21 protein-coding genes are annotated in these 25,447 nt (G+C 53.8%); 4 read left to right on the forward strand and 17 right to left on the reverse strand.

Annotated elements, in window-relative coordinates; translation table 11 throughout:
• The first annotated feature begins 353 nt into the window (after positions 1-353).
• From nrdA to yfaE, 3 genes are read left to right on the forward strand one after another with little or no spacing between them, the layout of a single operon-like run.
• A complete protein-coding gene (gene nrdA / locus NQH49_RS13160; RefSeq protein ID WP_110866577.1) occupies positions 354-2,639 on the forward strand; it encodes a class 1a ribonucleoside-diphosphate reductase subunit alpha in 2,286 nt (761 codons plus the stop codon).
• 53 nt (positions 2,640-2,692) lie between these two features.
• Complete coding sequence (gene nrdB / locus NQH49_RS13165; RefSeq protein WP_007889356.1) at positions 2,693-3,823, forward strand: class Ia ribonucleoside-diphosphate reductase subunit beta; 1,131 nt, start codon at positions 2,693-2,695, stop codon at positions 3,821-3,823.
• A gap of 2 nt (positions 3,824-3,825) precedes the next feature.
• Positions 3,826-4,086: a class I ribonucleotide reductase maintenance protein YfaE gene (yfaE, locus tag NQH49_RS13170; protein WP_008105122.1), complete on the forward strand. Its 261-nt coding sequence runs from the start codon at positions 3,826-3,828 to the stop codon at positions 4,084-4,086.
• Between the two features lie 36 nt (positions 4,087-4,122).
• Here the strand turns inward: yfaE and NQH49_RS13175 are convergent, their stop codons facing one another.
• The gene (locus NQH49_RS13175) at positions 4,123-5,319 is read right to left on the reverse strand and encodes a nicotinamide mononucleotide deamidase-related protein YfaY (protein ID WP_256696962.1); all 1,197 of its coding nucleotides are present in this window, start codon (positions 5,317-5,319) and stop codon (positions 4,123-4,125) included.
• Positions 5,320-5,464: 145 nt separating this feature from the next.
• On the reverse strand, positions 5,465-5,773 hold the full coding sequence (gene elaB, locus NQH49_RS13180; RefSeq protein ID WP_256696963.1) for a stress response protein ElaB: 309 nt from the start codon (positions 5,771-5,773) through the stop codon (positions 5,465-5,467).
• A gap of 291 nt (positions 5,774-6,064) precedes the next feature.
• Between elaB and NQH49_RS13185 the strand changes: the two genes are divergently transcribed.
• On the forward strand, positions 6,065-7,723 hold the full coding sequence (locus NQH49_RS13185) for a glucan biosynthesis protein D (protein ID WP_256696965.1): 1,659 nt from the start codon (positions 6,065-6,067) through the stop codon (positions 7,721-7,723).
• Positions 7,724-7,752: 29 nt separating this feature from the next.
• On the opposite strand, the gene NQH49_RS13190 is transcribed toward NQH49_RS13185, so the two are convergent.
• The 15 genes from NQH49_RS13190 to lrhA form a co-directional block, all read right to left on the reverse strand.
• Positions 7,753-8,205, reverse strand: a complete 453-nt coding sequence (locus NQH49_RS13190; RefSeq protein WP_256696966.1) for a GNAT family N-acetyltransferase — start codon at positions 8,203-8,205, stop codon at positions 7,753-7,755.
• A gap of 189 nt (positions 8,206-8,394) precedes the next feature.
• Positions 8,395-9,852 (reverse strand): NADH-quinone oxidoreductase subunit NuoN, encoded by a 1,458-nt coding sequence (nuoN, locus tag NQH49_RS13195; protein WP_008105131.1) that lies wholly within the window; start codon positions 9,850-9,852, stop codon positions 8,395-8,397.
• Positions 9,853-9,858: 6 nt separating this feature from the next.
• Positions 9,859-11,379 (reverse strand): NADH-quinone oxidoreductase subunit M, encoded by a 1,521-nt coding sequence (gene nuoM / locus NQH49_RS13200; RefSeq protein ID WP_036648497.1) that lies wholly within the window; start codon positions 11,377-11,379, stop codon positions 9,859-9,861.
• A gap of 84 nt (positions 11,380-11,463) precedes the next feature.
• A complete protein-coding gene (nuoL, locus tag NQH49_RS13205; RefSeq protein WP_179450028.1) occupies positions 11,464-13,299 on the reverse strand; it encodes an NADH-quinone oxidoreductase subunit L in 1,836 nt (611 codons plus the stop codon).
• Positions 13,296-13,598 carry an NADH-quinone oxidoreductase subunit NuoK gene (gene nuoK / locus NQH49_RS13210; protein ID WP_007889334.1) on the reverse strand — a complete coding sequence of 101 codons (303 nt, stop codon included), beginning with the start codon at positions 13,596-13,598 and terminating at the stop codon, positions 13,296-13,298. The genes nuoL and nuoK overlap by 4 nt, the downstream gene beginning before the upstream one ends.
• Positions 13,595-14,146 carry an NADH-quinone oxidoreductase subunit J gene (nuoJ, locus tag NQH49_RS13215; protein ID WP_008105138.1) on the reverse strand — a complete coding sequence of 184 codons (552 nt, stop codon included), beginning with the start codon at positions 14,144-14,146 and terminating at the stop codon, positions 13,595-13,597. The genes nuoK and nuoJ overlap by 4 nt, the downstream gene beginning before the upstream one ends.
• Before the next feature lie 10 nt (positions 14,147-14,156).
• The gene (gene nuoI / locus NQH49_RS13220; protein WP_007889332.1) at positions 14,157-14,699 is read right to left on the reverse strand and encodes an NADH-quinone oxidoreductase subunit NuoI; all 543 of its coding nucleotides are present in this window, start codon (positions 14,697-14,699) and stop codon (positions 14,157-14,159) included.
• An 11-nt stretch (positions 14,700-14,710) separates the two neighbouring features.
• Positions 14,711-15,688: an NADH-quinone oxidoreductase subunit NuoH gene (nuoH, locus tag NQH49_RS13225; RefSeq protein WP_256696967.1), complete on the reverse strand. Its 978-nt coding sequence runs from the start codon at positions 15,686-15,688 to the stop codon at positions 14,711-14,713.
• Positions 15,685-18,408, reverse strand: a complete 2,724-nt coding sequence (gene nuoG, locus NQH49_RS13230) for an NADH-quinone oxidoreductase subunit NuoG (RefSeq protein ID WP_256696969.1) — start codon at positions 18,406-18,408, stop codon at positions 15,685-15,687. Before nuoG ends, nuoH begins: the two co-directional genes overlap by 4 nt.
• Before the next feature lie 103 nt (positions 18,409-18,511).
• On the reverse strand, positions 18,512-19,852 hold the full coding sequence (nuoF, locus tag NQH49_RS13235) for an NADH-quinone oxidoreductase subunit NuoF (protein ID WP_256698432.1): 1,341 nt from the start codon (positions 19,850-19,852) through the stop codon (positions 18,512-18,514).
• Between the two features lie 2 nt (positions 19,853-19,854).
• Positions 19,855-20,370, reverse strand: a complete 516-nt coding sequence (nuoE, locus tag NQH49_RS13240; protein ID WP_008105146.1) for an NADH-quinone oxidoreductase subunit NuoE — start codon at positions 20,368-20,370, stop codon at positions 19,855-19,857.
• Positions 20,371-20,372: 2 nt separating this feature from the next.
• The gene (gene nuoC, locus NQH49_RS13245; protein WP_008105149.1) at positions 20,373-22,172 is read right to left on the reverse strand and encodes an NADH-quinone oxidoreductase subunit C/D; all 1,800 of its coding nucleotides are present in this window, start codon (positions 22,170-22,172) and stop codon (positions 20,373-20,375) included.
• Between the two features lie 116 nt (positions 22,173-22,288).
• The gene (locus NQH49_RS13250; RefSeq protein ID WP_008105151.1) at positions 22,289-22,969 is read right to left on the reverse strand and encodes a NuoB/complex I 20 kDa subunit family protein; all 681 of its coding nucleotides are present in this window, start codon (positions 22,967-22,969) and stop codon (positions 22,289-22,291) included.
• Positions 22,970-22,984: 15 nt separating this feature from the next.
• On the reverse strand, positions 22,985-23,428 hold the full coding sequence (locus NQH49_RS13255) for an NADH-quinone oxidoreductase subunit A (RefSeq protein ID WP_007889316.1): 444 nt from the start codon (positions 23,426-23,428) through the stop codon (positions 22,985-22,987).
• Between the two features lie 660 nt (positions 23,429-24,088).
• Positions 24,089-25,012: a transcriptional regulator LrhA gene (gene lrhA, locus NQH49_RS13260; RefSeq protein WP_007889314.1), complete on the reverse strand. Its 924-nt coding sequence runs from the start codon at positions 25,010-25,012 to the stop codon at positions 24,089-24,091.
• Positions 25,013-25,447: the final 435 nt, after the last annotated feature.

Raw genomic sequence — 25,447 nt, forward strand, 5'->3', positions numbered from 1 at the left:
CGGGGCTTTTTTCATCTAAGAAAATTCCTGAAGCACGGTGGTTGAGCAAGAAACACGCGTCCGATCATAAAGTGAAAAAAAAGTGCTTAGCGGTTGACACTAAGTGCAGGCCTTGCGGCATGCGGATCCAGGATTTTAGCCAGCCGCTAAGGACGATTTTTTAGTGAAAATCAACTCTTGTTAAGAAGAGATTGCTGACTAGAATACTCACCATATTGTTGTTCAAACTTCCCGCACCCCCTATATATAGTGTTTATCCACAGGCTTACTCACAACGAGCGGCTTGTGCATAAACCTTGTGCATAGATGGGGGATAAATACGTCATTCATGCATGGACAGGTAAAAACGCGACATGAACCAAAGTCTGCTCGTTACTAAACGCGATGGCCGCCAGGAGCGCATTGATCTCGACAAAATTCACCGTGTACTGGATTGGGCAGCCGAAGGGCTGAACAACGTTTCCGTTTCACAGGTTGAACTGCGCTCACACATTCAGTTCTACGATGGCATCAGAACTTCTGATATTCATGAGACCATCATTAAGGCTGCCGCAGACCTGATCTCTCGTGATGCGCCGGATTACCAATACCTGGCCGCGCGTCTGGCTATCTTCCACCTGCGTAAAAAAGCGTACGGCCAGTTTGAGCCGCCGAAGCTGTACGATCAGGTGGTGAAGATGGTGGAGATGGGCAAATACGACCGTCACCTGCTGGAAGATTACAGCACCGAAGAGTTCGAGCAGATGGACGCGTTTATCGACCATTGGCGCGACATGAACTTCTCCTACGCAGCGGTTAAGCAGCTGGAAGGGAAATATCTGGTGCAGAACCGCGTCAGCGGCGAAATCTACGAAAGCGCCCAGTTCCTCTATATCCTGGTAGCAGCGTGCCTGTTCTCTGGCTACCCGCGCGAAACCCGTATGGACTACGTGAAGCGCTTCTACGATGCGATCTCAACCTTCAAGATCTCACTGCCAACGCCTATCATGTCCGGCGTGCGTACACCAACGCGCCAGTTCAGCTCTTGCGTATTGATCGAGTGCGGCGACAGCCTCGACTCTATCAACGCCACTTCTAGCGCCATTGTGAAATACGTTTCACAGCGCGCCGGTATCGGTATTAATGCTGGACGTATTCGTGCGCTGGGTAGCCCGATTCGTGGCGGCGAAGCCTTCCACACCGGCTGTATTCCGTTCTATAAACATTTCCAGACTGCCGTGAAGTCCTGCTCACAGGGCGGCGTGCGCGGTGGTGCAGCGACGCTGTTCTACCCAATGTGGCATCTGGAAGTTGAAAGCCTGCTGGTGCTGAAAAACAACCGTGGTGTTGAAGGCAACCGCGTGCGTCACATGGATTACGGCGTGCAGATCAACAAATTGATGTACACCCGCCTGCTGAAAGGTGAAGACATCACGCTGTTCAGCCCGTCTGACGTGCCTGGCCTGTACGACGCGTTCTTCGCCGATCAGGACGAGTTCGAGCGTCTGTACACCAAATACGAGAAAGACGACAGCATCCGCAAGCAGCGCGTGAAAGCCGTTGAGCTGTTCTCCCTGATGATGCAGGAACGTGCTTCTACTGGCCGTATCTACATCCAGAACGTCGATCACTGCAACACGCACAGCCCGTTCGATCCAAGCATCGCGCCGGTTCGTCAGTCGAATCTGTGCCTTGAGATCGCCCTGCCGACCAAACCGCTGAACGACGTCAATGACGAAAGCGGCGAAATCGCTCTGTGTACGCTGTCTGCCTTTAACCTCGGTGCAATTAACAGCCTCGACGATCTGGAAGAGCTGGCCACCCTCGCGGTGCGTGCACTGGATGCGCTGCTGGATTATCAGGATTACCCCATCCCGGCAGCACAACGCGGCGCAATGGGCCGTCGTACCTTGGGTATTGGCGTGATCAACTACGCGTACTACCTGGCGAAAAACGGCGTACGCTACTCCGATGGCAGCGCCAACAACCTGACGCACAAAACCTTCGAAGCCATTCAGTACTACCTGCTGAAAGCCTCGAACGAATTGGCGAAAGAGCAAGGTGCCTGCCCGTGGTTCAAAGAGACCACTTACTCGCAGGGCATTCTACCCATCGATACCTATAAAAAGGATCTCGACGCGGTGTGCAACGAGCCGCTGCATCTGGATTGGGAAGGTCTGCGTGAGTCCATCACCACGCACGGTCTGCGCAACTCAACGCTTTCTGCGCTGATGCCGTCTGAAACCTCTTCGCAGATTTCGAACGCCACTAACGGTATTGAGCCACCGCGCGGACATATCAGTATCAAAGCATCGAAAGACGGCATTCTGCGTCAGGTAGTGCCAGAGTATGAGCGTCTGAAAGATCAGTACGAACTGCTGTGGGAAATGCCGTCTAACGACGGTTATCTGCAGCTGGTTGGCGTGATGCAGAAGTTCATCGATCAGGCGATTTCGTCGAACACCAACTACGATCCGAGCCGTTTTGCTAATGGCAAAGTGCCGATGAAACAGTTGCTGAAAGATCTGCTGACCGCGTACAAGTTCGGCGTGAAAACCCTGTACTATCAAAACACCCGCGACGGGGCGGAAGATGCACAGGACGATCTGGCGCCTTCCATTCAGGATGATGGCTGCGAAAGCGGCGCATGTAAGATCTAATCTCATCTTGTCAGGGCCGACATTGGTCGGCCCTCTTCACATTTGGACTCAAAATGGCTTACACCACATTCTCGCAGAACAAAAATGACCAGCTGAAAGAGCCGATGTTCTTTGGCCAGTCTGTCAACGTTGCCCGTTTCGATCAGCAGAAATATGACATCTTTGAAAAGCTGATTGAAAAACAGCTCTCCTTCTTCTGGCGTCCCGAAGAAGTGGACGTCTCGCGCGATCGTATCGATTATCAGGCGCTGCCAGAGCATGAAAAGCACATTTTCATCAGCAACCTGAAGTATCAAACGCTGCTGGACTCGATTCAGGGCCGTAGCCCGAACGTGGCGCTGTTGCCGCTGATTTCCATCCCTGAGCTGGAAACCTGGATTGAAACCTGGGCGTTCTCCGAGACTATTCACTCGCGCTCTTACACCCACATTATCCGTAACATCGTTAACGATCCGGCAGTGGTGTTTGACGATATCGTCACCAACGAGCAGATTCTGGCGCGCGCCGAAGACATCTCGAAGTACTACGATGATCTGATCGAGATGACCAGCTACTGGCATCTGCTGGGCGAAGGTACGCATCAGGTCAACGGTAAAACCGTTACCGTGAACCTGCGCGATCTGAAAAAGCAGCTCTATATCTGCCTGATGAGCGTCAACGCGCTGGAAGCGATTCGCTTCTACGTAAGCTTCGCCTGTTCATTTGCTTTCGCCGAGCGCGAGCTGATGGAAGGTAACGCCAAAATCATCAAGCTGATTGCACGTGATGAAGCGCTGCACCTGACTGGCACTCAGCACATGCTGAACCTGCTGCGCACCGGTGAAGACGATCCAGAGATGAAAGCCATCGCCGCAGAGTGCCGCGACGAATGCTACGACCTGTTCAAGAAGGCAGCCGAGCAGGAAAAAGAGTGGGCAGAATATCTGTTCAGCGGCGGTTCGATGATTGGCCTGAACAAAGACATTCTGTGCCAGTACATTGAGTACATCACCAACATCCGTATGCAGGCGGTCGGTCTTGATCTGCCGTTCCAGACGCGTTCGAACCCGATTCCATGGATCAACTCGTGGCTGGTGTCGGACAACGTGCAGGTTGCCCCGCAGGAAGTTGAAGTGAGCTCGTATTTGGTCGGTCAGATTGATTCTGAAGTGGGCGAAGACGATTTCGACGGCTTCCAGCTGTAAGCATGAGCCGCTCTGTTGTTATTCTGCGCAGCTCCGGCTCCCGGCTGGAGTGCGCAGAAGATCATCCCAATCTGCTGACGACGCTGGAAGCTAATAATCTGTGCGTTGAGTTTCAGTGTCGCGAAGGCTACTGCGGCTCTTGCCGTATGCGCTTGCTTAAAGGCGAAGTGGATTATGCGGAAACCCCGTTGGCGTTTGTGCAGCAAGGCGAGATTTTGCCGTGCTGCTGTCGCGCCAAAGGGGAGATTGAGATCGAGTTGTGATTTTAAGTTGGTCGCCATGAATGGCGACCCTACGAATTAACGTTTCACGGTTTCCAACACATCAATCCAGCCGTGCCCGGTGCTGACTTCGCTGCCGTGCAGCCAGCGACGCAGCATGTTCATCGCCATCATCGCCACCACTTTCTGCCGCGTTTCCACGTTATGACGTCCATGAGTGAACTTCACGCGTTGGCCCCAGCTCGCTTCGGGCGTGTGCAGCGCAATCGACACTTCGCCTTCGACTAAATGTCCCACCGACAATGCCAGCGCTGCGCCCTGCTGTTTCGCCCAGTCACGCGTGCGCGCAACCTGCGCTTCCAGATCTTCATCCTGCGGCGGCAGAATCTCGGCTTTGCTGAGCGCCACGTCTGCCGCGGCCAGCTGCCAGTTAAGCAAACCGGCGGTGAACTGCTCGCTGAGCGCCAACTGGAAGCCGCGCTGCTGCAACTCGCGCGCCAGTAGCGCCGGTAAACCTTCGGTGCCTTCAAAGATGGTGCACTCCGCCAGCAACAGTTTTACCTGCTGCCACACCTGCTCCATCGCCGCGCGCTGGCTGGCGGGTCCGGTAAGTTTGATTTCAATAATCGGCATTGATGAGCGATAGCCCATCACCACGCCTTCCGGCAGCGGTAGCGGCTCCAGCTCAGCGGCAATATCGCTCTCGCCGCGGCCAAAGGTGGTGAGGCGTAAACACAACGGTGGTTCCGGCAATTCGAAGCGTGCTTTGAGGCGCGGAATAATCTCCTGCTCGACCATCACTTTAAATTCCGACGGCACACCAGGCGTGAAGAAAATCCAGCAGCGATTGAGCTGTATCGCAAAGCCGCACGCGGTGCCGACCGGGTTATCCAGCATCTCGGCGATGGCGGGAATTTCTGCCTGCTTGCGATTGCTCGGCGCCATCATGCGTCCGCGACTGGCGAACCAGGCTTCCATTTTTTCCAGCCAGGCTTGCTGAATGATTAACTCGCTGCCGCTGGCAATGGCTGCGGCCTGCGCACTGAGATCGTCGCTGGTCGGTCCTAAACCACCGTTAACAATCAGCACGTCTGCAATCTGGCTCCGGCTCTGTAGCGCCTCCACCAGCGAGCTCATCGCATCACCGACGGTGCTGCGGCTGGTCATCGGCAAACCGTGCTGGAACAGCACATCGGCCAGCCAGGCGGCGTTGGTATCGACAATCTGCCCATGTAACACTTCATCGCCCGTTGAGAGCATTTCTACACGTATCACGTTGCGTTCTCCTTTTCCCTGTCGCTTTACTGTAGGAAGCGCGCAGGTGAAACACAATCGCGGATGATGCGAAACAGGGATTTAGCGGGAATAAGCGGCGGGATAATCAGGAAGCGGGCGCGAAGCGTGTCGCGCCCGTTGGAACTTAACGTCGAGCCAGCAGTAAACCGACAAACAGGCCAGCGGCGGCACCGATGCCAATCCCCTGCCACGGTTTTTCATGCACATAATCATCGGCACGGTAAGCCGCATTTTTGGCACGATAGTAGTAGCTGTCTGATGCCTGGCTAACGCGCGATTTCACGTCTTCAAGTGCTTGTTCAGCTTTGAGTTTCAGCTCGATATATTTCTGGTCGGCCGGATCGCCCGATGCGCGTAACACTTCTTCCAGCGTTTCCGTCAGCAGCGTCAGGTCGTCGTCAAGGTGCGTTTCAAATTGGTTTGAAGATGACACTATGTAGTTCCTCCATGTTCCTAACTCGTTGTGGTTTAACTATAGTCTTAAATTCCAGCTTTGCTGGGCGGCAACTGCCAGGATTTAACCGAGTTTCGTCTATCTCAATGCAAAGTTGTGTCATGCCGGGTGGAGCGGCGCGAATTCTGCTTCGCTTATTTGAGTAATCTGATAAATTTTCCGCAGACTGAATTTTTTATTTCCACGACTGTCGTAACTCCCTGTAGTCAGACGTTTCTCGTCTTACGAGAGTCAAAATACACCCGAGCAGCTAAGGATTAGATCTCCGGCATGAATCGTAGAAAATTTATGAAAGCGTCCATGGCCCTCTCCGCTGTTAGCGGCATGACGGGTCTCTCCACGCTGTTTGCACAATCCGCCTGGGCCGATGATGGTATCGCCGACGGTACCGCGGTGCGCTTCGATTTCGATACATTGAAAAAGAAAGCCTCCGCACTGGCAAAACAGCCCTGGGGCGGCGCACCCGGCCCCTTGCCCGACACCCTGGCCAATCTAACGCCTCAGGCCTATAACGAAATTCAGTACGATGCTAATCACTCGCTGTGGAACAACATTGCCGATCGTGAGCTGGACGTGCAATTCTTCCACGTCGGTATGGGCTTCAAGCGCCGCATCCGCATGTTCTCGGTCGATGCCGACAGCCGTGAAGCGCGTGAGATCCACTTCCGCCCGGAGCTGTTCAATTATCACAACGCCAACGTTGATACCAAACAGCTGGTGGGTAAAACCGAGCTCGGCTTTGCCGGTTTCCGCGCGTTCAAGAAGCCAGAACTGGCGCGCCGCGATATCGTCTCTTTCCTCGGCGCCAGCTATTTCCGTGCAGTTGATGAGACCTTCCAGTACGGCCTCTCCGCACGCGGCGTGGCGGTCAACACCTTTAGCAACGGCAAGGAAGAGTTTCCGGACTTCACCGCGTTCTGGTTTGAAACGCCAAAAGCCGATGACACCACTTTTGTAGTTTATGCCCTGCTGGATGGCGCGAGCGTTACCGGTGCCTATAAGTTCACCATTCACTGCGAAGAGAAACGCGTGGTGATGGAAGTGGAAAACCACCTGTTTGCGCGTAACGACATTCGCCAGCTCGGCATTGCACCGATGACCAGCATGTTCAGCTGTGGCACCAACGAGCGCCGCATGTGCAACACTTACCATCCGCAAATCCATGACTCCGATCGTCTGGCGATGTGGACCGGTGAAGGCGAGTGGATTGCGCGTCCGCTGAACAACCCGCAGCGTTTGCAGTTCAACGCTTATCAGGATGAAAACCCGCGTGGTTTTGGCCTGCTGCAGCTGGATCATGACTTCAAAAATTATCAGGATGTGATTGGCTGGTACGACAAACGTCCAAGCCTGTGGGTGGAACCGATTGGTAAATGGGGCAAAGGCGCCATTAACGTGATGGAGATTCCAACCACCGGTGAAACCCTGGATAACGTGGTGTGCTTCTGGCAGCCGTCAGAACCGGTGAAAGCCGGCAGCGAGTTCAACTTCCAGTACAAACTCTACTGGAGTCAGTTACCGCCAGTGCGCAGTGGTTTGGCGCGTGTCGATGCCACGCGCACCGGTATCGGTGGCTTCCCGGAAGGTTGGGCGCCAGGCGAACACTTCCCGGAAACCTGGTCACGTCGTTTTGCGATTGATTTTGTTGGCGGCGATCTGAAAGCCGCAGCGCCGAAAGGCATTGAGCCGGTGATTACCGTTTCGGAGGGCACATTCAAGCAGGTTGAGATTCTTTACGTCGAGCCATTAAACGGTTACCGCATTCTGTTTGACTGGTATCCGAACAGCGACTCAACCAAACCGGTTGATATGCGCCTGTTCCTGCGTACTAAGGATGAGACGCTGAGTGAAACCTGGCTTTATCAGTACTTCCCGCCACCGCCGGATCAACGTAAATATGTTGATGACCGGCAGATGACGCCGGGCTGATGATTAACGGCGAGGAGCAATCCTCGCCGTTATGCTTTCTGCATGCCGATGTGGGGAATGTCATCTTCCATATACACTTCGGTTACCGCTTTAAAGCCCAGACGACCGTAGAAACCTTCCAGATGTGCCTGCGCAGAGAGATAGATAGCGCGCTGCGACCAATGCTTCTCGCAGCTCTCAAGCGCCTTCTCCATCAAGCGATACCCCAGCTTCAAACCGCGCGCCTCTTCAGAAACGATCACACGACCAATCAGCACGGGTGCAGAGTCTGAAGCTGGCGTTAACACGCGTGCATAGGCCAGCAGCTTACCGTCAAGGAATCCCAAGATGTGGCGGTTATCAGCGGCTAAATCCTGACCATCAATATCCCGATAGGGACAGTTTTGTTCCACGATGAAGACATGATTGCGCAGCGCCAGCAAAGTATAGAGTTGTTGCGCCGTCAGTTCACTGTGATGGCAATCAAGCCAAAGCATTTCCATGGTGCTTCCTTGTCTGAGCAAAAAAAGTGATCCGTTGAGAATATCACACCGGCTAGGCCAAACGCAGTGAGCAGCAGCGGCAGCTGAAAAGCTCGTGATGACTCTGTGCTCAATCTCTCACTACACAGTAAATTGCAGGCAAAAAAAATCAGGCCCGAAGGCCCGATTTAGTCATGACGCGGGTCTGTATTACATCAGCGGCTGCGCCATCTGCACCAGTGTAATCAGCGGCTGCGGATAAACACCGAGCAGCAATACCAGAATCGCAGAGATTAGCACCACAACACCGCCCGCCGTAAACGCCCAGTTGGCTTGCGTGTCGCGGTTGTGCAGTTCCGGCGGGCTGAGGTACAGACTTACCGTTACGCGCAGATAGTAGTAAAGACCAATCGCACTACCTGCAACCACCGCACCACTCAACCACCATAGGTGTGCATTCACACTCGAGGCGATAACGTAGAACTTACCGATGAAGCCGAGCGTCATTGGAATACCGGCCAGTGACAACATCATCACCGTCATTACCGCAGACAGAATCGGACGATGCCAGAACAGACCGCGATAAGAATAGAGCGTGTCGGCATCCGGACCGCGATACGGGCTCGACATCAGGCTTACTACGCCGAACGCGCCCAGGCTGCTGAACAGGTAACCGGCCAGATAAACGCCCGCGGTTTCCAGCGACAGCTGATGAGTTTTCACCGCAATCAACGCCACTAACAGATAACCAAGGTGCGCGATTGACGAGTAACCAAGCAGACGCTTGATGTTGCTCTGGGAAATCGCCATCAGGTTACCGAACAGAATCGACGCGAAGGCAATGATGCCCAGCACGGTACGAACAGCTTCGCTATCTGTAACTGGCGCGTACATGAACAGGCGCATAATCACGCCAAAGATGGCGATCTTGCTGGCGGTGGCGAGGAAGGTTGAAACCGGCGCAGGCGCACCCTGATAAACGTCTGGCGTCCACAGGTGGAAAGGTACCAGCGACAGTTTGAAGCCCAAACCGATAATCATCATACCCAGACCCAGCAGCAACAGCGGCTCCTGAATCATGCTATCGCTCAGACTTTTGCCGAGCTGCACAAAGCTCAGGCTGCCGGAATCAGCATAAATCAGCGCGATACCGAACAGCAGGAACGATGAGGCCGCCGCTGAAAGAATGGTGTATTTCAGCGACGCTTCCAGCGAACGTTTCTGGCGGAAAGCGTAACCAATCAAACCAAACAGCGGCAGTGACAGCAGTTCGATACCGATGAACAGCGCGGCCAGATGGTTGGCGCTTGCCAGCACAATCCCGCCGAGTGCTGCAATCAGCACCAGCAGATAGAACTCATCTTTGTTGTCCGGGAAACCGGCCAGCCACGGATAAGCGAAAGTGCAGGTGGCTAAACTCGCCAGCACTACCAGCGCGGTATAGAACATCGAATAGCCATCAACGCGCAGCAGCGGCGTGACATCCATCGCTCCCGCCTGGCCCACAAACCACAGAGAAAACAGCGCAATGTTAAGTCCGATCACCGTCAACGTGGCATTAACAAAGTGATTGCGTCGCCACGCAATGGACAGCATCACCACCACCACCGTCAATCCGACGATCAACAGCGGCAGTAACGCGATCAGATGTTGAGGAGTTATTGTCATGGCGAATTACGGCCTTGTAGTTGAAATTGAAGCGGTAAACCACTGCTGAATATTGCTCATCGCAGCATGGGATGTGTCGAGGATTGGCTGTGGATAAATCCCCAGCAGCACCAGCAACACTACCAATACGCCGATAGTCAGGAACTCACGCGGTGACATGCCTGGCAGCGGATCTTTCGACTTGGCTTCGCCGAAGTAAGCGCGCTGCATCATGATCAGGGAGTAAACCGAAGCAAACACCAGACCAAAGGTTGCGATGACGATAATCACCGGCACCACCTGGAAACTGCCGGTCAGAATCATGAATTCGCCAACAAAGTTACCGGTGCCCGGCATACCGAGGTTTGCAACCGCAAAGAACAGTGACAGACCCGGAATCCATTTGATTCGTGACCACAGACCGCCCATCTGACGAAGGTCGCGGGTATGCAGACGCTCATACAGCTGACCGCACAAGATGAACAATGCCGCAGCAGAAAGACCGTGCGCAATCATCTGAATGACCGCGCCCTGGAAGGCCAGTTGGCTGCCGGTGTAGATGGCGATCAACACGAAACCCATGTGCGAAATCGAGGTGTAAGCAATCAAACGTTTGATATCGAACTGGGAGAACGCCATCCATGCACCGTAGAAGATGCCGATGATACCGAGCCACATGGCAATCGGTGCGAACTCTGCTGACGCATTTGGGAACAGCGGCAGGCTAAAACGCAGCAAGCCGTAGGCCGCGGTTTTCAGCAAGATACCTGCGAGGTCAACCGAACCGGCGGTTGGTGCCTGGCTATGCGCATCTGGCAGCCAACCGTGCAATGGCACCACCGGCATTTTTACCGCAAAGGCAATGAAGAAGCCGAGCATCAGCAGATACTCAACGGTGTGCGACATCGGCGTTTTCAGCAACTCTTCGTAGCTGAAAGTCCAAACGCCAGTGGCGTTATAGTGCACAAACACCAGCGCCAGAATCGACACCAACATGATCAGACCGGATGCCTGGGTGTAGATGAAGAACTTGGTTGCCGCGCTGATACGCGTTTTACCGTCGGATGCTTTATGGCCCCAAAGTGCGATGAGGAAGTACATCGGCACCAGCATCATTTCCCAGAAGAAGAAGAACAGGAACATGTCGATGGAGAGGAACACGCCAATCACACCACCGAGAATCCACATCAGGTTGAGGTGGAAGAAGCCCTGATATTTCTCAATTTCGTTCCAGGAGCACAGCACCGCCATCAAACCGAGCAGTCCGGTCAGCACCACCATCAGCAGCGACAGACCATCAATCGCCAGATGGAAGTTGATGCCAAAGCGCGGAATCCACGGTACTGAGAAAGTCGATTGCCATTGCGGAATGCCCGCAGCCTGCGTCAGTGAATAGCCTCCCTGCAACCACAGCTGCAGGCCAAGCGCTAGCGTCAGGCCCATGGTGATCATGGCAATCCAGCGCGGTACCTTTGCGCCGAGGCGCTCTGCCAACCAGCAGAGTAAGCCCCCAACGAAGGGGATAATTATTAGCCAAGGTAATAACACGGCGAACTTCCCTTTTTATTGCCTTACTTCAGGCAATTTTTGACATTCTAATTGGGCGAGCGAACCCGCCCCGCTCATCAATCTTTAAATCACCAGCAGCAGCGCCAGCACCACAACGGCACCGACACTCATTGAAGCCACGTACCAGCGCAGATAACCGTTTTCACTCACTACCAAACCTTTGTTACCAATGCGCGACAGCAGCGCAGGCAGGTTCATCAGTGAGTTCAGCGGATCGCTTTTCAGTAACCAGGCAATGCCGAGATAAGGTTTTACAAACACCTTGTCATACAGCCAGTCGAAGCCCCAGGCCGCGAACCACCAGGTGCCGAAGAAACGACCCGGCGCACTGTTAGCAATGCTGGTCACCAGCTGACGTTTACCCAGCCACAGCGCTGCAGCGATCAGGATACCGACGATAGCCACTACGCCTGAGGTGATTTCCAGCATCACTTTGCCGCCTTCACCAAACTCGTTCTGCGGCAGCACGCCAGCCAGAGGAGGCGTAATCAACGCACCAATAAAGGTGGAGAGCACCATCAGAACAATCAGTGGCAGGTGATGTGTAATGCCTTTACCGGCGTGAGCATGAATTTTCTCTTCACCGTGGAACACGATAAAGATCATGCGGAAGGTGTAGATCGAGGTGAGGAATGCACCCACCAGACCCGCCACCATCAGATTGATGTGGCCATTTGCCATCGCACCAAACAGGATTTCATCTTTACTGTAGAAACCTGCGGTGATTAGCGGCAGCGCAGCCAGCGCGGCGCCACCCACCAGGAAGCAGACATACACCAGCGGGATGCTTTTACGCAGGCCGCCCATTTTGAAAATGTTCTGCTCGTGATGGCAGGCCAGAATGACTGAGCCTGAAGAGAGGAACAGCAAGGCTTTGAAGAATGCATGCGTCATCAGGTGGAAAATCGCCGCGTCCCATGCCTGCACGCCCAGCGCGAGGAACATGTAGCCGATCTGACTCATCGTTGAGTAAGCCAGCACGCGTTTGATGTCGGTTTGCACCAGCGCCGCAAAACCTGCCAGCACCAAGGTAATCGCACCAATGATGCCTACCAGATGCAGCACTTCCGGCGTTAACAGGAACAGACCGTGCGTACGTGCAATCAGGTAAACACCGGCGGTCACCATGGTCGCGGCGTGAATCAGTGCCGAAACCGGAGTTGGACCGGCCATCGCATCCGCCAGCCAGGTTTGTAATGGCAGCTGTGCAGATTTACCAACCGCACCACCCAACAGCATCAGAGTTGCCCACTGCAGCATATGGTTGTCGGCAGCGAAGTGCGCTGGCGCCAGTTCAACCAGTTCGCGGAAGTTCAGCGTGCCCAGCTCGTTGTAGAGGATGAACAAAGCGAAAGCGAGGAACACATCACCCACGCGGGTGATGATAAAGGCTTTCATCGCCGCTTTGCCGTTCTCTGGATTGCTGTAGTAGAAGCCAATCAGCAGATATGAGCACAGGCCCACGCCTTCCCAGCCGAGATACATCAGCATCAGGTTATCGGCCAGCACCAACACCACCATGCTCGCAATGAACAGGTTGGTGTAAGCGAAGAAGCGCGAATAACCCTCTTCACCACGCATGTACCATGAAGCGAACATGTGGATGAAGAAGCCAACGCCGGTGACGACGGACAGCATGGTCAGCGAAAGACCGTCCAGCACCAGATTCACTTTAATGTCGAAGTTGCCAACGTGAATCCAGGTCCACAGCGCCTGGGTGAACGGCTGCTGACCCTGGTTGAAGAAATCGAAACCGGCATAAATAGTGGTTAATGCTGCAAGACCAACAGAACCCATACCGATTGCAGCCGACAGGTTCTCCGACCAGCGACCGCGTGAAAACGCCAATAGCAGGAAGCCAATTAGCGGAAATAATACGGTTAAATAGAGAAGATTCATCCGCGCATCTCGCTCACTGTGTCAATGTTCAGCGTCTGACGACGACGATAGAGCTGGAGCAACAGCGCCAGACCAATACTCGCTTCCGCCGCCGCAAGGCTGATCGCCAGAATGTACATCACCTGACCATCAGCTTGTCCCCAATAGCTGCCTGCTACCACCAGCGCTAACGCGGAGGCATTGATCATGATTTCCAGACCAATCAGCATAAACAGGATGTTACGACGCAGCACCACGGAGGTCAGGCCGAGAACAAACAGCACAGCGGCCAGCATCAGGCCGTGTTGTAACGGGATCATGCGTGATCCTCCTTATTCGCTTGCGCATCAGCTTGACGATTGCTCAGCACTTCGCCATGACGCTCTTCACGTCCAATATGGAAGGCCACGACCAGACCGGCGAGCAGCAGCATTGATGCCAGCTCCACCGCCAGAACATAGGGACCAAACAAGCTGATACCGACTGCTTTAGCGTCGATGACGGTGCCATCAATGCCTTGATCGGTTGCTGTGCTAATCGCGTAAATCATTACCGCCAGCAGCAGTAAAGAGACGATGCCCGGACCAATCCACAGCGAAGGCTTCAGCCACTCACGCTCCTGGTCCTGCTGGGTTTTGCCCAGGTTCAGCATCATTACCACGAAGACGAACAGCACCATGATGGCGCCCGCGTAGACGATGATTTCCAGTGCACCGGCAAAGTAGGCGCCCATCGAGAAGAATACGCCTGCAATCGACAGCAGCGAAACGATCAGGTACAGCAGCGCATGTACCGGATTGGTGTGGGTGATGACGCGCAGCGTCGTCAACACCGCCACCAGTCCGCAAAGATAAAACGCAAATTCCATACCTGGCTCCTTAAGGTAACAACCCTTTGACGTCGATCGGCTTGGCTTCGTTTTCCGCTTCGCCCTTCTCTTTTCCGTCGATCGCCATACCAGCCATACGATAGAAGTTGTACTCCGGATATTTACCCGGACCGGAAATCAGCAGGTCTTCTTTCTCATACACCAGATCCTGACGCTTAAACTCACCCAGTTCGAAATCGGGTGTCAGCTGGATCGCGGTGGTTGGGCAAGCCTCTTCACACAGGCCGCAGAAGATGCAGCGTGAGAAGTTGATGCGGAAAAACTCGGGATACCAGCGTCCATCCTGCGTCTCGGCTTTCTGCAGTGAGATACAGCCGACAGGACACGCTACCGCACATAAGTTACAGGCAACGCAACGCTCTGCACCGTCCGGATCGCGCGTCAGCACGATACGGCCACGGTAGCGTGGCGGCAGGTAAACCGGCTCTTCCGGATACATTTGGGTTTCGCGCTTGGCGAAGGCATGCATGCCTATCATCCAGATACTGCGCACTGTCGTGCCGAAGCCAACGACAATATCTTTTAAAGTCATCTCAATGTCCCTTACTGCGCGGTGTACAGAATCACTGCGGCGGTCGCCAGCAGGTTCAACAGCGTCAACGGCAGACACACTTTCCAGCCGAACGACAGCACCTGGTCATAGCGTGGACGCGGCAGCGCAGCACGAATCAGGATAAACATCACCATAAAGAACGCTGTTTTCAGAGCGAACCAGATGAATGGCGGCAGGAATGGACCATGCCAGCCACCGAAGAACAGCGTCACGATCAACGCTGATACGGTGGTGATTGCCACGTATTCACCTACGAAGAACAGGCCGAACTTCATACCGGCGTATTCGATATGGTAGCCGTCCGCCAGCTCCTGCTCTGCTTCAGGTTGGTCAAACGGATGACGGTGACATACCGCTACGCCCGCGATGCAGAAGGTGATGAAGCCGAAGAATTGAGGAATGATGTTCCACAGATGCGCCTGGCTTTCGACGATGGCATTCATATTGAACGAGCCGGCTTGCGCCACTACGCCCATCAGTGACAAACCAAGGAACACTTCGTAGCTCAGCGTCTGCGCCGATGCACGCATCGCACCCAACAGCGAGTATTTGTTGTTACTCGACCAGCCCGCAAACAGCACGGCATACACCGCCAGACCCGCCATCATCAGGAAGAATAGCAGACCGATGTTCAGGTCAGTGACCATCCAGGTTGGCGAAACCGGCACAATGGCGAAGGCCAGCAGCAGCGATACGAAGGCGATAACCGGTGCCAGCGTAAAAATGAAGCGGTCGGTAAACGGTGGAACCCAGTCCTCTTTAAAGAACATTTTGATCATGTCGGCAGCCAGTTGCAGCGAGCCGCCCCAGCCAACACGGTTCGGTCCGTAACGGTTCTGCCACAGGCCGAGCAGACGACGCTCGGCAAAACTCATGAAAGCACCGCAACCGACAACCACCAACAAGATGACCAGCGCTTTGCCGATGTTGATCAGGATTTCAATAACGTCCGGTGTCAGCCAACTCATTGCGCGGCCTCCTGCAGTTTGTCAATTTGCGCACCTGAGAGGAACGGCGGCACACCCGGCATACCGAGCGGTAAACCAACCTGCCCTGCTTGCAACGACGCAGAGAAACGTACCGGCAAGCGCAGTGTTTCGCCCGCACAGACGAGCTCAACGGAAGCACCGTTATTGACGCCCAGTTTCTCAGCATCAGCCGGGTTAATCACCAGCGTGGCTGGTGACATGCGTTTCTGGAAGGTGGTTGAACGCTGAGTCATCTCCTCGCTACCAAACAGCTGGTAGTAAGGTGCGACGCGCCACTGGCTGCCTTCAACAAAGCTTTCCGGAATCGCGGTAAACCACGGAAGCGAGCGATCGCTGGCTTCGAACAGACGTACGCCTGGATCGCCATGACGCAGTTTGCCGCCCACTTCAGCCTGGAACTTGTTCCATGCTTGCGGTGAGTTCCAGCCTGGCGCCCAGGCAAATGGAATCTGCGAACGCGGTGCGCTTGGTTGGTTGTTACCTTCCATGGAGAAGGCAAACATGGTGTCTTTATCTTGCGGCTGACGCGGTTCATGCACGCTGATGTTGGCGCGCATTGCTGTACGGCCACTGTTACGGTGCGGTGATCGTGCCAGTTTTTGACCGCGGATTCGGAAGCTGGCGTCTGGCGCAGCATCCTTAATGCCTTTCAGCTGCGGCAGCGCCGCAACGGTGGCATCAATCACGTGATCCAGCTGAGTCCAGTCGATGTGACGGCTCTCAACCGCGCTGTGCAGCGAACGCAACCAGCGCCAGCTTTCCAGCATCACTACGCTCTCATCGTAATAAGCGGGATCATAAACCTGGAAGAAGCGCTGCGCGCGGCCTTCGTGGTTGATTGAGGTGCCATCGCTTTCCGCGAAGCTGGCGGTGGAGAGCACTAAACCGGCTTTTTCCAGCGTGGCGGTGCGTTGATGATCAACCACAATCACGTTAGCGGTAGTATTCAGCGCCGCATCGACGTTGACTTTAGGTGCATGACGATAGAGATCGTTTTCCAGCACCACCAGCGCATCAGCTTCGCCTTTGCTCAGTTGTTCCAGCGCGCTATCCAGCGATTGACCGCCCATCAGGCCGAGGCCAAAACTGTTCGCCGCGCCCGCAAGGAAGGTAATACCGACATCGGCACCGCGCGCTTTCAGGGCTTTCGCCACGTTAGCAGCGGCTTCAATCATCGCGATGCTACCGGAATGGGTTCCGGAGATAATCAGCGGTTTTTTCGCCCCTGCTAACGCCTGAACCACCACATCAACTTTGCCGTTGAGTTTGCTGTCGAAGTCGCTGACTGCCGGCGCACTTTCATCCAGCGCATTAGCAATCGCGAAGCCGAGACGCGCCTGATCTTCCACCGGAGCACGATAGCTCCATGCAGCGATATCATCCAGGCGGGTTTCATCGACGTTGGTGACGAACAGCGGATGTTTGGCATGCTGACCGATATTAAGGATTGCTGCGATCTGCCAGTCAGCCACTTTCTGCGCTGCTGCCATCTCACGTGCTTTGCCTTTTACTGCCTGACGTACAGACAACGCCACGCGTGCGCCAACCTGAGTCAAATCTTCACCCAGCACCAGCACCGCATCGTAGCTTTCAATCTCGCGCAGTGATGGCGTGTAGATGCCGCCGTCCTGCAGGACTTTCAGCATCAGTTCAACGCGAGCCTGCTCACCTGCTGGCATACCGGTTGAGAAGTTGGCTGCGCCTACCAGCTCACGCAACGCGAAGTTGCTTTCAATGCTGGCGCGTGGCGAACCAATACCGATCACTTTTTTCGCCCGGCGCAGCACATCCGCCGCCGCATTCACCGCTTGTTCAGCATTCAGGCTGACCCAATCGTTGCCGCGTTGCTGTACCGGATGACGTGGACGATCTTTGCGGTTGACGTAGCCGTAACCGAAACGACCGCGATCGCACAGGAAATAGTGGTTTACGGTGCCGTTGTAACGGTTTTCGATACGACGCAATTCGCCATAGCGCTCGCCTGGGCTGGTGTTACAACCCACGCTGCACTGCTGACAGATGCTTGGCGCGAACTGCATATCCCATTTACGGTTATAGCGTTCGGAGTGCGTTTTATCGGTAAATACGCCGGTCGGACAGATTTCCACCAGGTTACCGGAGAATTCGCTTTCCAGCGTGCCATCTTCCGGACGACCAAAGTAAACGTTGTCGTGAGCGCCATAAACGCCGAGATCTTTGCCGTCGGCATAATCTTTGTAGTAACGCACGCAGCGATAGCAGGCGATACAGCGGTTCATTTCATGCGAAATGAACGGGCCGAGATCCTGATTCTGGTGGGTACGTTTAGTGAAGCGATAACGACGGAAACTGTGTCCGGTCATTACCGTCATATCTTGCAGATGGCAGTTACCGCCCTCTTCGCACACCGGGCAGTCGTGAGGATGGTTGGTCATCAGCCATTCCACCACGCTTTCACGAAACTCTTTGGCTTCGCCATCGTCGATGGAGATAAAGGTGCCGTCTGACGCTGGAGTCATGCAGGACATGACAAGGCGACCGCGGGTATCTTCGGCATTCTGGAATTGCTTCACCGCGCACTGGCGGCAGGCCCCTACGCTTCCCAGCGCCGGATGCCAGCAAAAATAAGGAATATCAAGGCCCAGAGAGAGACACGCCTGCAGCAGGTTGTCCGCTCCGTTCACATCATATTCTTTACCGTCTACATGGATTGTAGCCATAGTGAACATGCTTCCGTAAGGCTCGCCCTAAGACGAGCGTTAAACATCTAATTCTTTCCCCACGCCATTTCGGCGTAAGGTGAGTTCCGTGTACGGCGGCTGATTACCAGCGCGCTTTCAGCAGGTTCGGCTGAATACCGCCGATGGCTCGGATATTGCCAAACACCTGCGGCGCAATGCCAGCTTCAAACTCTTCACGGAAATATTTAATCGCGCTCTGCAATGGCTCGACGGCGCCCGGTGCGTGGGCACAGAAGGTTTTACCTGGGCCAAGCTGACGGCAGAGTTGCTGCAGGGTTTCGATATCACCCGGCTGACCTTTCTTCTGCTCCAGCGCACGCAGGATCTTCACGCTCCATGGCAAGCCATCGCGGCACGGCGTACACCAGCCGCAGGACTCGCGCGCAAAGAACTCTTCCAGGTTACGTACCAGCGAAACCATGTTGATTTCGTGATCGACCGCCATCGCCAGCGCCGTACCTAAACGGCTGCCGGCTTTACCAATGCTGGCAAACTCCATCGGCAGATCGAGGTGCTGATCGGTGAGGAAGTCAGTTCCTGCGCCGCCTGGCTGCCAGGCTTTGAATTTCAAGCCATCGCGCATGCCGCCGGCGTAATCCTCGAGGATTTCACGCGCGGTGGTACCGAACGGCAATTCCCAGACGCCAGGATTTTTCACGCGTCCAGAAAAGCCCATCATTTTGGTACCGGTATCTTCACTGGTAGAGATGTTTTTGTACCAGTCAACGCCGTTAAGGAAGATGGCAGGTACGTTCGACAGCGTTTCCACGTTGTTAACGCAGGTCGGCTTGCCCCACACGCCAGCACTGGCCGGGAATGGCGGCTTAGAACGTGGGTTGGCACGACGTCCTTCCAGCGAGTTGATCAATGCAGTCTCTTCGCCGCAGATATAACGACCTGCACCGGTGTGGACGATCAACTCGAAATCAAAACCGGTACCAAGAATATTCTTGCCGAGGTAGCCGGCTTCAGTGGCTTCGGCAATCGCGCGACGCAGATTGACGGCCGCTTCGATGTACTCACCACGCAAGAAGATATAGCCACGATAAGCTTTCAGCGCGAACGCACTGATCAGCATACCTTCCACCAACTGGTGCGGCAGTTGCTCCATCAGCAAGCGGTCTTTATACGTGCCCGGCTCCATTTCATCGGCATTACACAGCAGGTAACGGATGTTCATGGATTCGTCTTTCGGCATCAGGCTCCATTTCAGGCCGGTGTTGAAGCCTGCACCACCGCGGCCTTTCAGACCGGAGTCTTTGACCGCCGCGACGATTTCGTCCTGGCTGAAATCTTTCAGCGCTTTTTCTGCGCCGACATAACCGTTTTTACTGCGATATTCATCGATCCAAATCGGCTGCTTGTCGTCACGGAGACGCCAGGTCAGCGGATGCGTTTCGGCAGCACGAATGATCTGTTTAATGGTCATTGATACTGCTCCAGCAAGTTGGCGATGCCTTCAGGCGTCAGATGAACGTGGGTATCTTCATCCACCATCATGGTTGGCCCTTTATCGCAGTTACCCAGGCAGCAAGTTGGCAGCAGCGTAAAGCGTCCATCCGCCGTGGTTTGGCCCGGCTTGATGTTCAGCTTCTGCTCCAGCGCATCCTGAATGCCCTGATAACCCGTGATATGGCACACCACGCTGTCACAGTAGCGAATAACGTGACGGCCAACCGGCGTACGGTAGATTTGGCTATAGAAAGTCGCTACGCCTTCAACATCACTGGCTGGAATTCCCAAAACGTCTGCGATGGCGTTAATCGCGCCGTCCGGCACCCAGCCACGCTGTTTCTGCACGATCTTCAACGCTTCGATCGAAGCGGCGCGTGCATCTTCGTAATGGTGTTTCTCGTGCTCGATAGCGTGGTGCTCGGCCTCGCTCAGCACGAAGACCTCAGTAGGGTCGATGGTGTGAATAGCAATTTTTTGATCGTGCATAATTAGCGGTCCACGTCTGACATAACAAAATCGATACTACCGAGGTAAACGATCAAGTCGGATACCAGGCTGCCGCGGATCACCGATGGGATCTGCTGCAGATGCGGGAAGCTCGGCGTACGCACGCGGGTGCGATAGCTCATGGTGCTGCCATCGCTGGTCAGGTAGTAACTGTTGATCCCTTTAGTCGCTTCAATCATCTGGAAGGATTCGTTGGCCGGCATGATTGGGCCCCACGAAACCTGCAGGAAGTGAGTGATCAGGGTTTCAATGTGCTGCAGCGTGCGCTCTTTCGGCGGCGGCGTTGTCAGCGGATGATCCGCTTTGAACGGGCCTTCAGGCATGTTGTTCAGACACTGTTCCAGAATGCGCAGTGACTGCCACATCTCTTCCATTTTCAGCTGAACACGGGTGTACGCATCACTGATGCCAGCGCCAACCGGAATCTCGAAATCGAAGTTTTCGTAGCCTGAATACGGACGCCATTTACGCACGTCAAAATCTAAACCGGTGGCACGCAAACCTGCGCCGGTGGTGCCCCACGCCAGTGCTTCATCCATGTTGTACGCCGCAACGCCTTGCGAACGGCCCATCAACACGGTATTGCGCAGTGCGGCTTTGTCATACTCTTTCAGACGCTTCGGCATCCAATCGAGGAAGTCACGCAGCAATCGTTCCCAGCCTTTCGGCAGGTCATGCGCTACGCCGCCGATGCGGAACCACGCCGGGTGCATACGGAAACCGGTAATCGCTTCCACCACGTCATAAATTTTCTGACGGTCGGTAAAGGCGAAGAACACCGGCGTCATCGCGCCGACGTCCTGAATAAAGGTGGAGATATAGAGCAGATGGCTGTTGATGCGGAACAGCTCGGACAGCATGACTCGAATCACATTGACGCGATCCGGCACGGTGATGCCAGCCAGTTTTTCCACCGCCAGCACGTAAGGCATTTCATTTACGCAGCCGCCAAGGTACTCGATACGGTCGGTGTACGGAATGTAGCTGTGCCAGGATTGGCGCTCGCCCATCTTCTCAGCACCACGATGGTGGTAGCCGACATCGGGAACGCAATCGACGATCTCTTCACCATCCAACTGCAGAATGATACGGAAAGCACCGTGCGCAGAGGGGTGGTTTGGACCGAGGTTGAGGAACATGAAGTCCTCATTGGTGGTACTGCGCTTCATGCCCCAATCTTCAGGCTTAAAGGTCAGCGCCTCCATTTCCAGATCTTCTTTCTGCTTGGTCAGTTCGAAGGGATCGAACTCGGTGGCACGCGCCGGGTAATCTTTACGCAGCGGATGGCCTTCCCACGTCTGCGGCATCATGATGCGCGTCAGGTGCGGGTGACCATTGAAAGTGATGCCAAACATCTCCCAGGTTTCACGCTCATACCAGTTGGCGTTGGCGAAAATTTTGGTGATGGTTGGCACATTCAAATCGTTTTCAGATAAAGCAACCTTGAGCATGATGTCGCGGTTGCGTTCAATTGAAAGCAGGTGATAGAAAACGGAAAAATCCGCGGCGGGCAAACCGGCGCGGTTAGTGCGTAAGCGCTCATCAAAACCGTGTAGGTCATACAACATGACATATGGCTTTGGCAGCTTGCGCAGGAATTCAACAATTTCTAATAGCTGTTCACGCTTTACCCAGACAACCGGAATCCCGGTGCGGGTAGCCTGAACGGTAAAGGCATCCGGCCCAAAACGGTTACGCAGCTCGCCGACCACTGGGTCATCCAGGTGATCGCGGGTTTGCCATGAAGGCTGTGCGAGGTCTTGCGTGGTTAAATCAGTCATACGTTACTCACCATTCCGGCCTGTAATCAGGCGCTCAAAAGAAGGCGTCAGGATGGCGGCGCACATTAAATTGTGATGTTCTGCTGTGGCCGTGGCTCCATCCGTGTACGGGAAGCTTAAACTTCGTCTGGCGATCTCAGGTTGGTGACGGCAATACGCTCGCCACGCTTTCTTTCACGCTCTGGCTGCATATTGGCGCGATAAACCCCCTGATCACCGACCACCCACGACAGTGGACGACGCTCTTTACCAATCGACTCGCGCAGCAGCAACAACGCCTGCATATACGCTTCTGGACGCGGCGGGCAGCCGGGAATGTACACGTCAACCGGCAGAAATTTATCCACGCCCTGCACCACCGAGTAGATGTCGTACATGCCACCCGAGTTAGCGCAAGCGCCCATGGAAATCACCCATTTCGGCTCCAGCATCTGGTCATATAAACGCTGAATAACCGGCGCCATTTTGGTAAATGGCGTACCGGCGATCACCATGAAGTCAGCCTGACGTGGCGAGGCGCGCATTACTTCGGCACCAAAACGTGCCACGTCGTGCACCGCGGTGAAGGAGGTGGTCATTTCCACGTAGCAACAGGAAAGGCCGAAGTTATACGGCCAGAGAGAATTTTTACGACCCCAGTTCACCATGTCATGCAGGGCGTGCTCGAGCTTGCCCATGTAGACGCTGCGGTGAACATGTTGTTCCAGCGGATCGGTAACCGTTTCCTGTTTCTGCAGAGGATAACGATCGTTATCGCCGCCCCCGTTCGGGTCTACGCGTGTCAGCGTGTAGTCCATCTTATTGCCTCGCTTTTACTGCTTATGAGGGTTGGTGTGGCTGTGACTGACCGGGACAGATTTGACCACTACGCGACGACGCGCAGGAGCCCAATCCAGCGCACCAATGCGCACCAGATAAACCAGGCCTGCCAAGAGCACCAAAATGAAAATTGCGGCTTCGACAAAGCCGACCCAACCGCTTTCGCGAATGGACGTCGACCATGCGTATAAATAGAGGGCTTCGACGTCGAATATGACGAAGAACATCGCAACCAGATAGAATTTTGCAGAGAGGCGAATATGAGTGTCACCAACCGACTCAATACCCGATTCGAACGGAGTGTCTTTGTGTCGCGCACGCGCGCGACCACCTAACAACCAGCCACCGGTCAACATAAAGGCACACAGGCCGAATGCGATAACGATAAAAACAATAAATGCCCAGTGATGAGCGATCACTTCTGTAGTTGTCGACATACTCTTTGCTTACTCATCAAAAGTGGTGATGGCATCCTGCTCTGTTGCAGCAAACACACCACATCGATTCAAGGGAAGGATAAAAAACCTTATAAATTTTGCTGTCATTAGCAATAAAGCAGCAATTTTATAGGGGTTTTTACTCCTTTCTATAACCTTTTGTCAACTTTGACAAAAGTATCCAAACATTATTTTACAGCTGCATCATATTATTAACATTCAACCCTCTGAGCGCCAGCTAAATCGCTTCAGTTTGTGAGGTTAATTTTAGTGTAGCGGGTATTCACATGCGTGGATCGTGCATTTAACAATCATATTTTGACAGGTCTCGCCCGAGATTCCCCCCCCTTATCAGGGGTATTTTTTTGATCTAAAGCACATAACTGGGTTTTATGCTGCAAAAAACAGCGAAGAGGACGGGCAAGTGCCCCGGAAAAGTTGGCACGAATTGATAAAACCATTCCAAGTTGGATAAAAATGGAACGTGTTTCATATTTAAGAATGAGGTCAAAATTAAGTCGAGGGAATTACATCTAAAATGAAAAGTTTAATGGCATAAAAAAAGCCTTAGCGGGTAATTATCTCGCTAAGACTCGTTTTTATACGTTTTAACAATTAACCGGTATTCCATATGCGAGGAATTACCAGCAACTGTAGCCCTTACTCTTCGTCATCCAGCAGCAAAGTACCGTCTGGATTAGCGCTCAGATTGTAAGGATCATTGGTAGACTGCATGGCATTGAAGATGGCCAGCGCCAGTTCGTTATCGCTGTCTGGATTGCGGCACAGCAGATATTGAGTATCCGGTAGCACTGGCAAACCTTCTGCCGCGCCCATCACTCGCAATTCTGGGCTCATCATCTCGACCGGACGCGCTGTCACACCCAAGCCCGCTTTAACCGCCGCACGAACGGCAGCTAGCGTAGAGGCAACATACGAGATGCGCCACGGAATGCCAGCTTCGTTGAGGTGATCAATCGCCATATCGCGATACGGGCTTGGCTCATCCAGCAGGACCAAAGGAATGGCTTCCCCACGCTGGAAGATATAATCTGCCGCGCAGTACCACAACGTTGGCGAAGTACGCAGTACCTGATGAGTAAAGTTTCCTGGGCTGGACGTCGTCACAACCAGATCGACTTCACCTTGATTAAGCATTTCCATCATGAACGGGTTGCGCTTAACACGCACATCAATGGCCAGCTTCGGATAGACCGACGTTACGCGGTTAAGCAGGAACGGCAGAATGGTATCTGAGGTATCATCTGAAGCGCCAATGGTCAGAACGCCCTGGATGTTGCTGTACATTAAAGAGGTGCAAGCTTCGTCATTAAAACGAAGGATTTTCCTGGCGTAACCCAGCAGTTGAATGCCATGCTCCGTCAGCAATTTATTACGTCCATGTCTGGCAAACAGCTCTTTACCTACCAATTGTTCCAGACGTTGCATCTGCTGGCTCACTGCTGACTGCGTTCTGCACACGGCGGCAGCGGCTGCTGCAAAAGTGTTCAGATCGGCAACGGCAACAAATGTACGCAGCAGATCGAGGTCGAGATTCAGTATCGGACGATTTGCATTAGTCATGTTTTTTCTTCACTTATAAGATTTTTTTAAAACTACTACCCTGGTGTATTACCCGACTTATCAAAGAGATAAGAGGCAATGGTGCTTAATGACAGCCCTGTGTGGAGCTGCCATGAAAAAATTTTGTCAGGCGGATGCCGACGATCGCACCACTCTGAGATCAGAGCAGCGTCGTCATTATAGACAGCAGAACTTCTGGGCCGAAAACGTATGTCGTACAGGTGCTGGAAGCTGCGTAGTTGTCTATGTATCCCGCGTAAAGTCCCTGCGGGCTAAAAAGAAATAACATCATGTTATGTAGATGCGAAGCGATAAAGTGCATCAAATAATAAATTATACTTAATCATTTTTACGTTATAAATGGAAATGTTTTTGTTCAAAACATCGCAATTTTTGACCAAAAGCCTTTCCGCACAGATCCTGCCATAACGCTGC

The organism is Pantoea trifolii, from assembly GCF_024506435.1.
GTDB classification, from domain to species: Bacteria; Pseudomonadota; Gammaproteobacteria; order Enterobacterales; family Enterobacteriaceae; genus Pantoea; species Pantoea trifolii.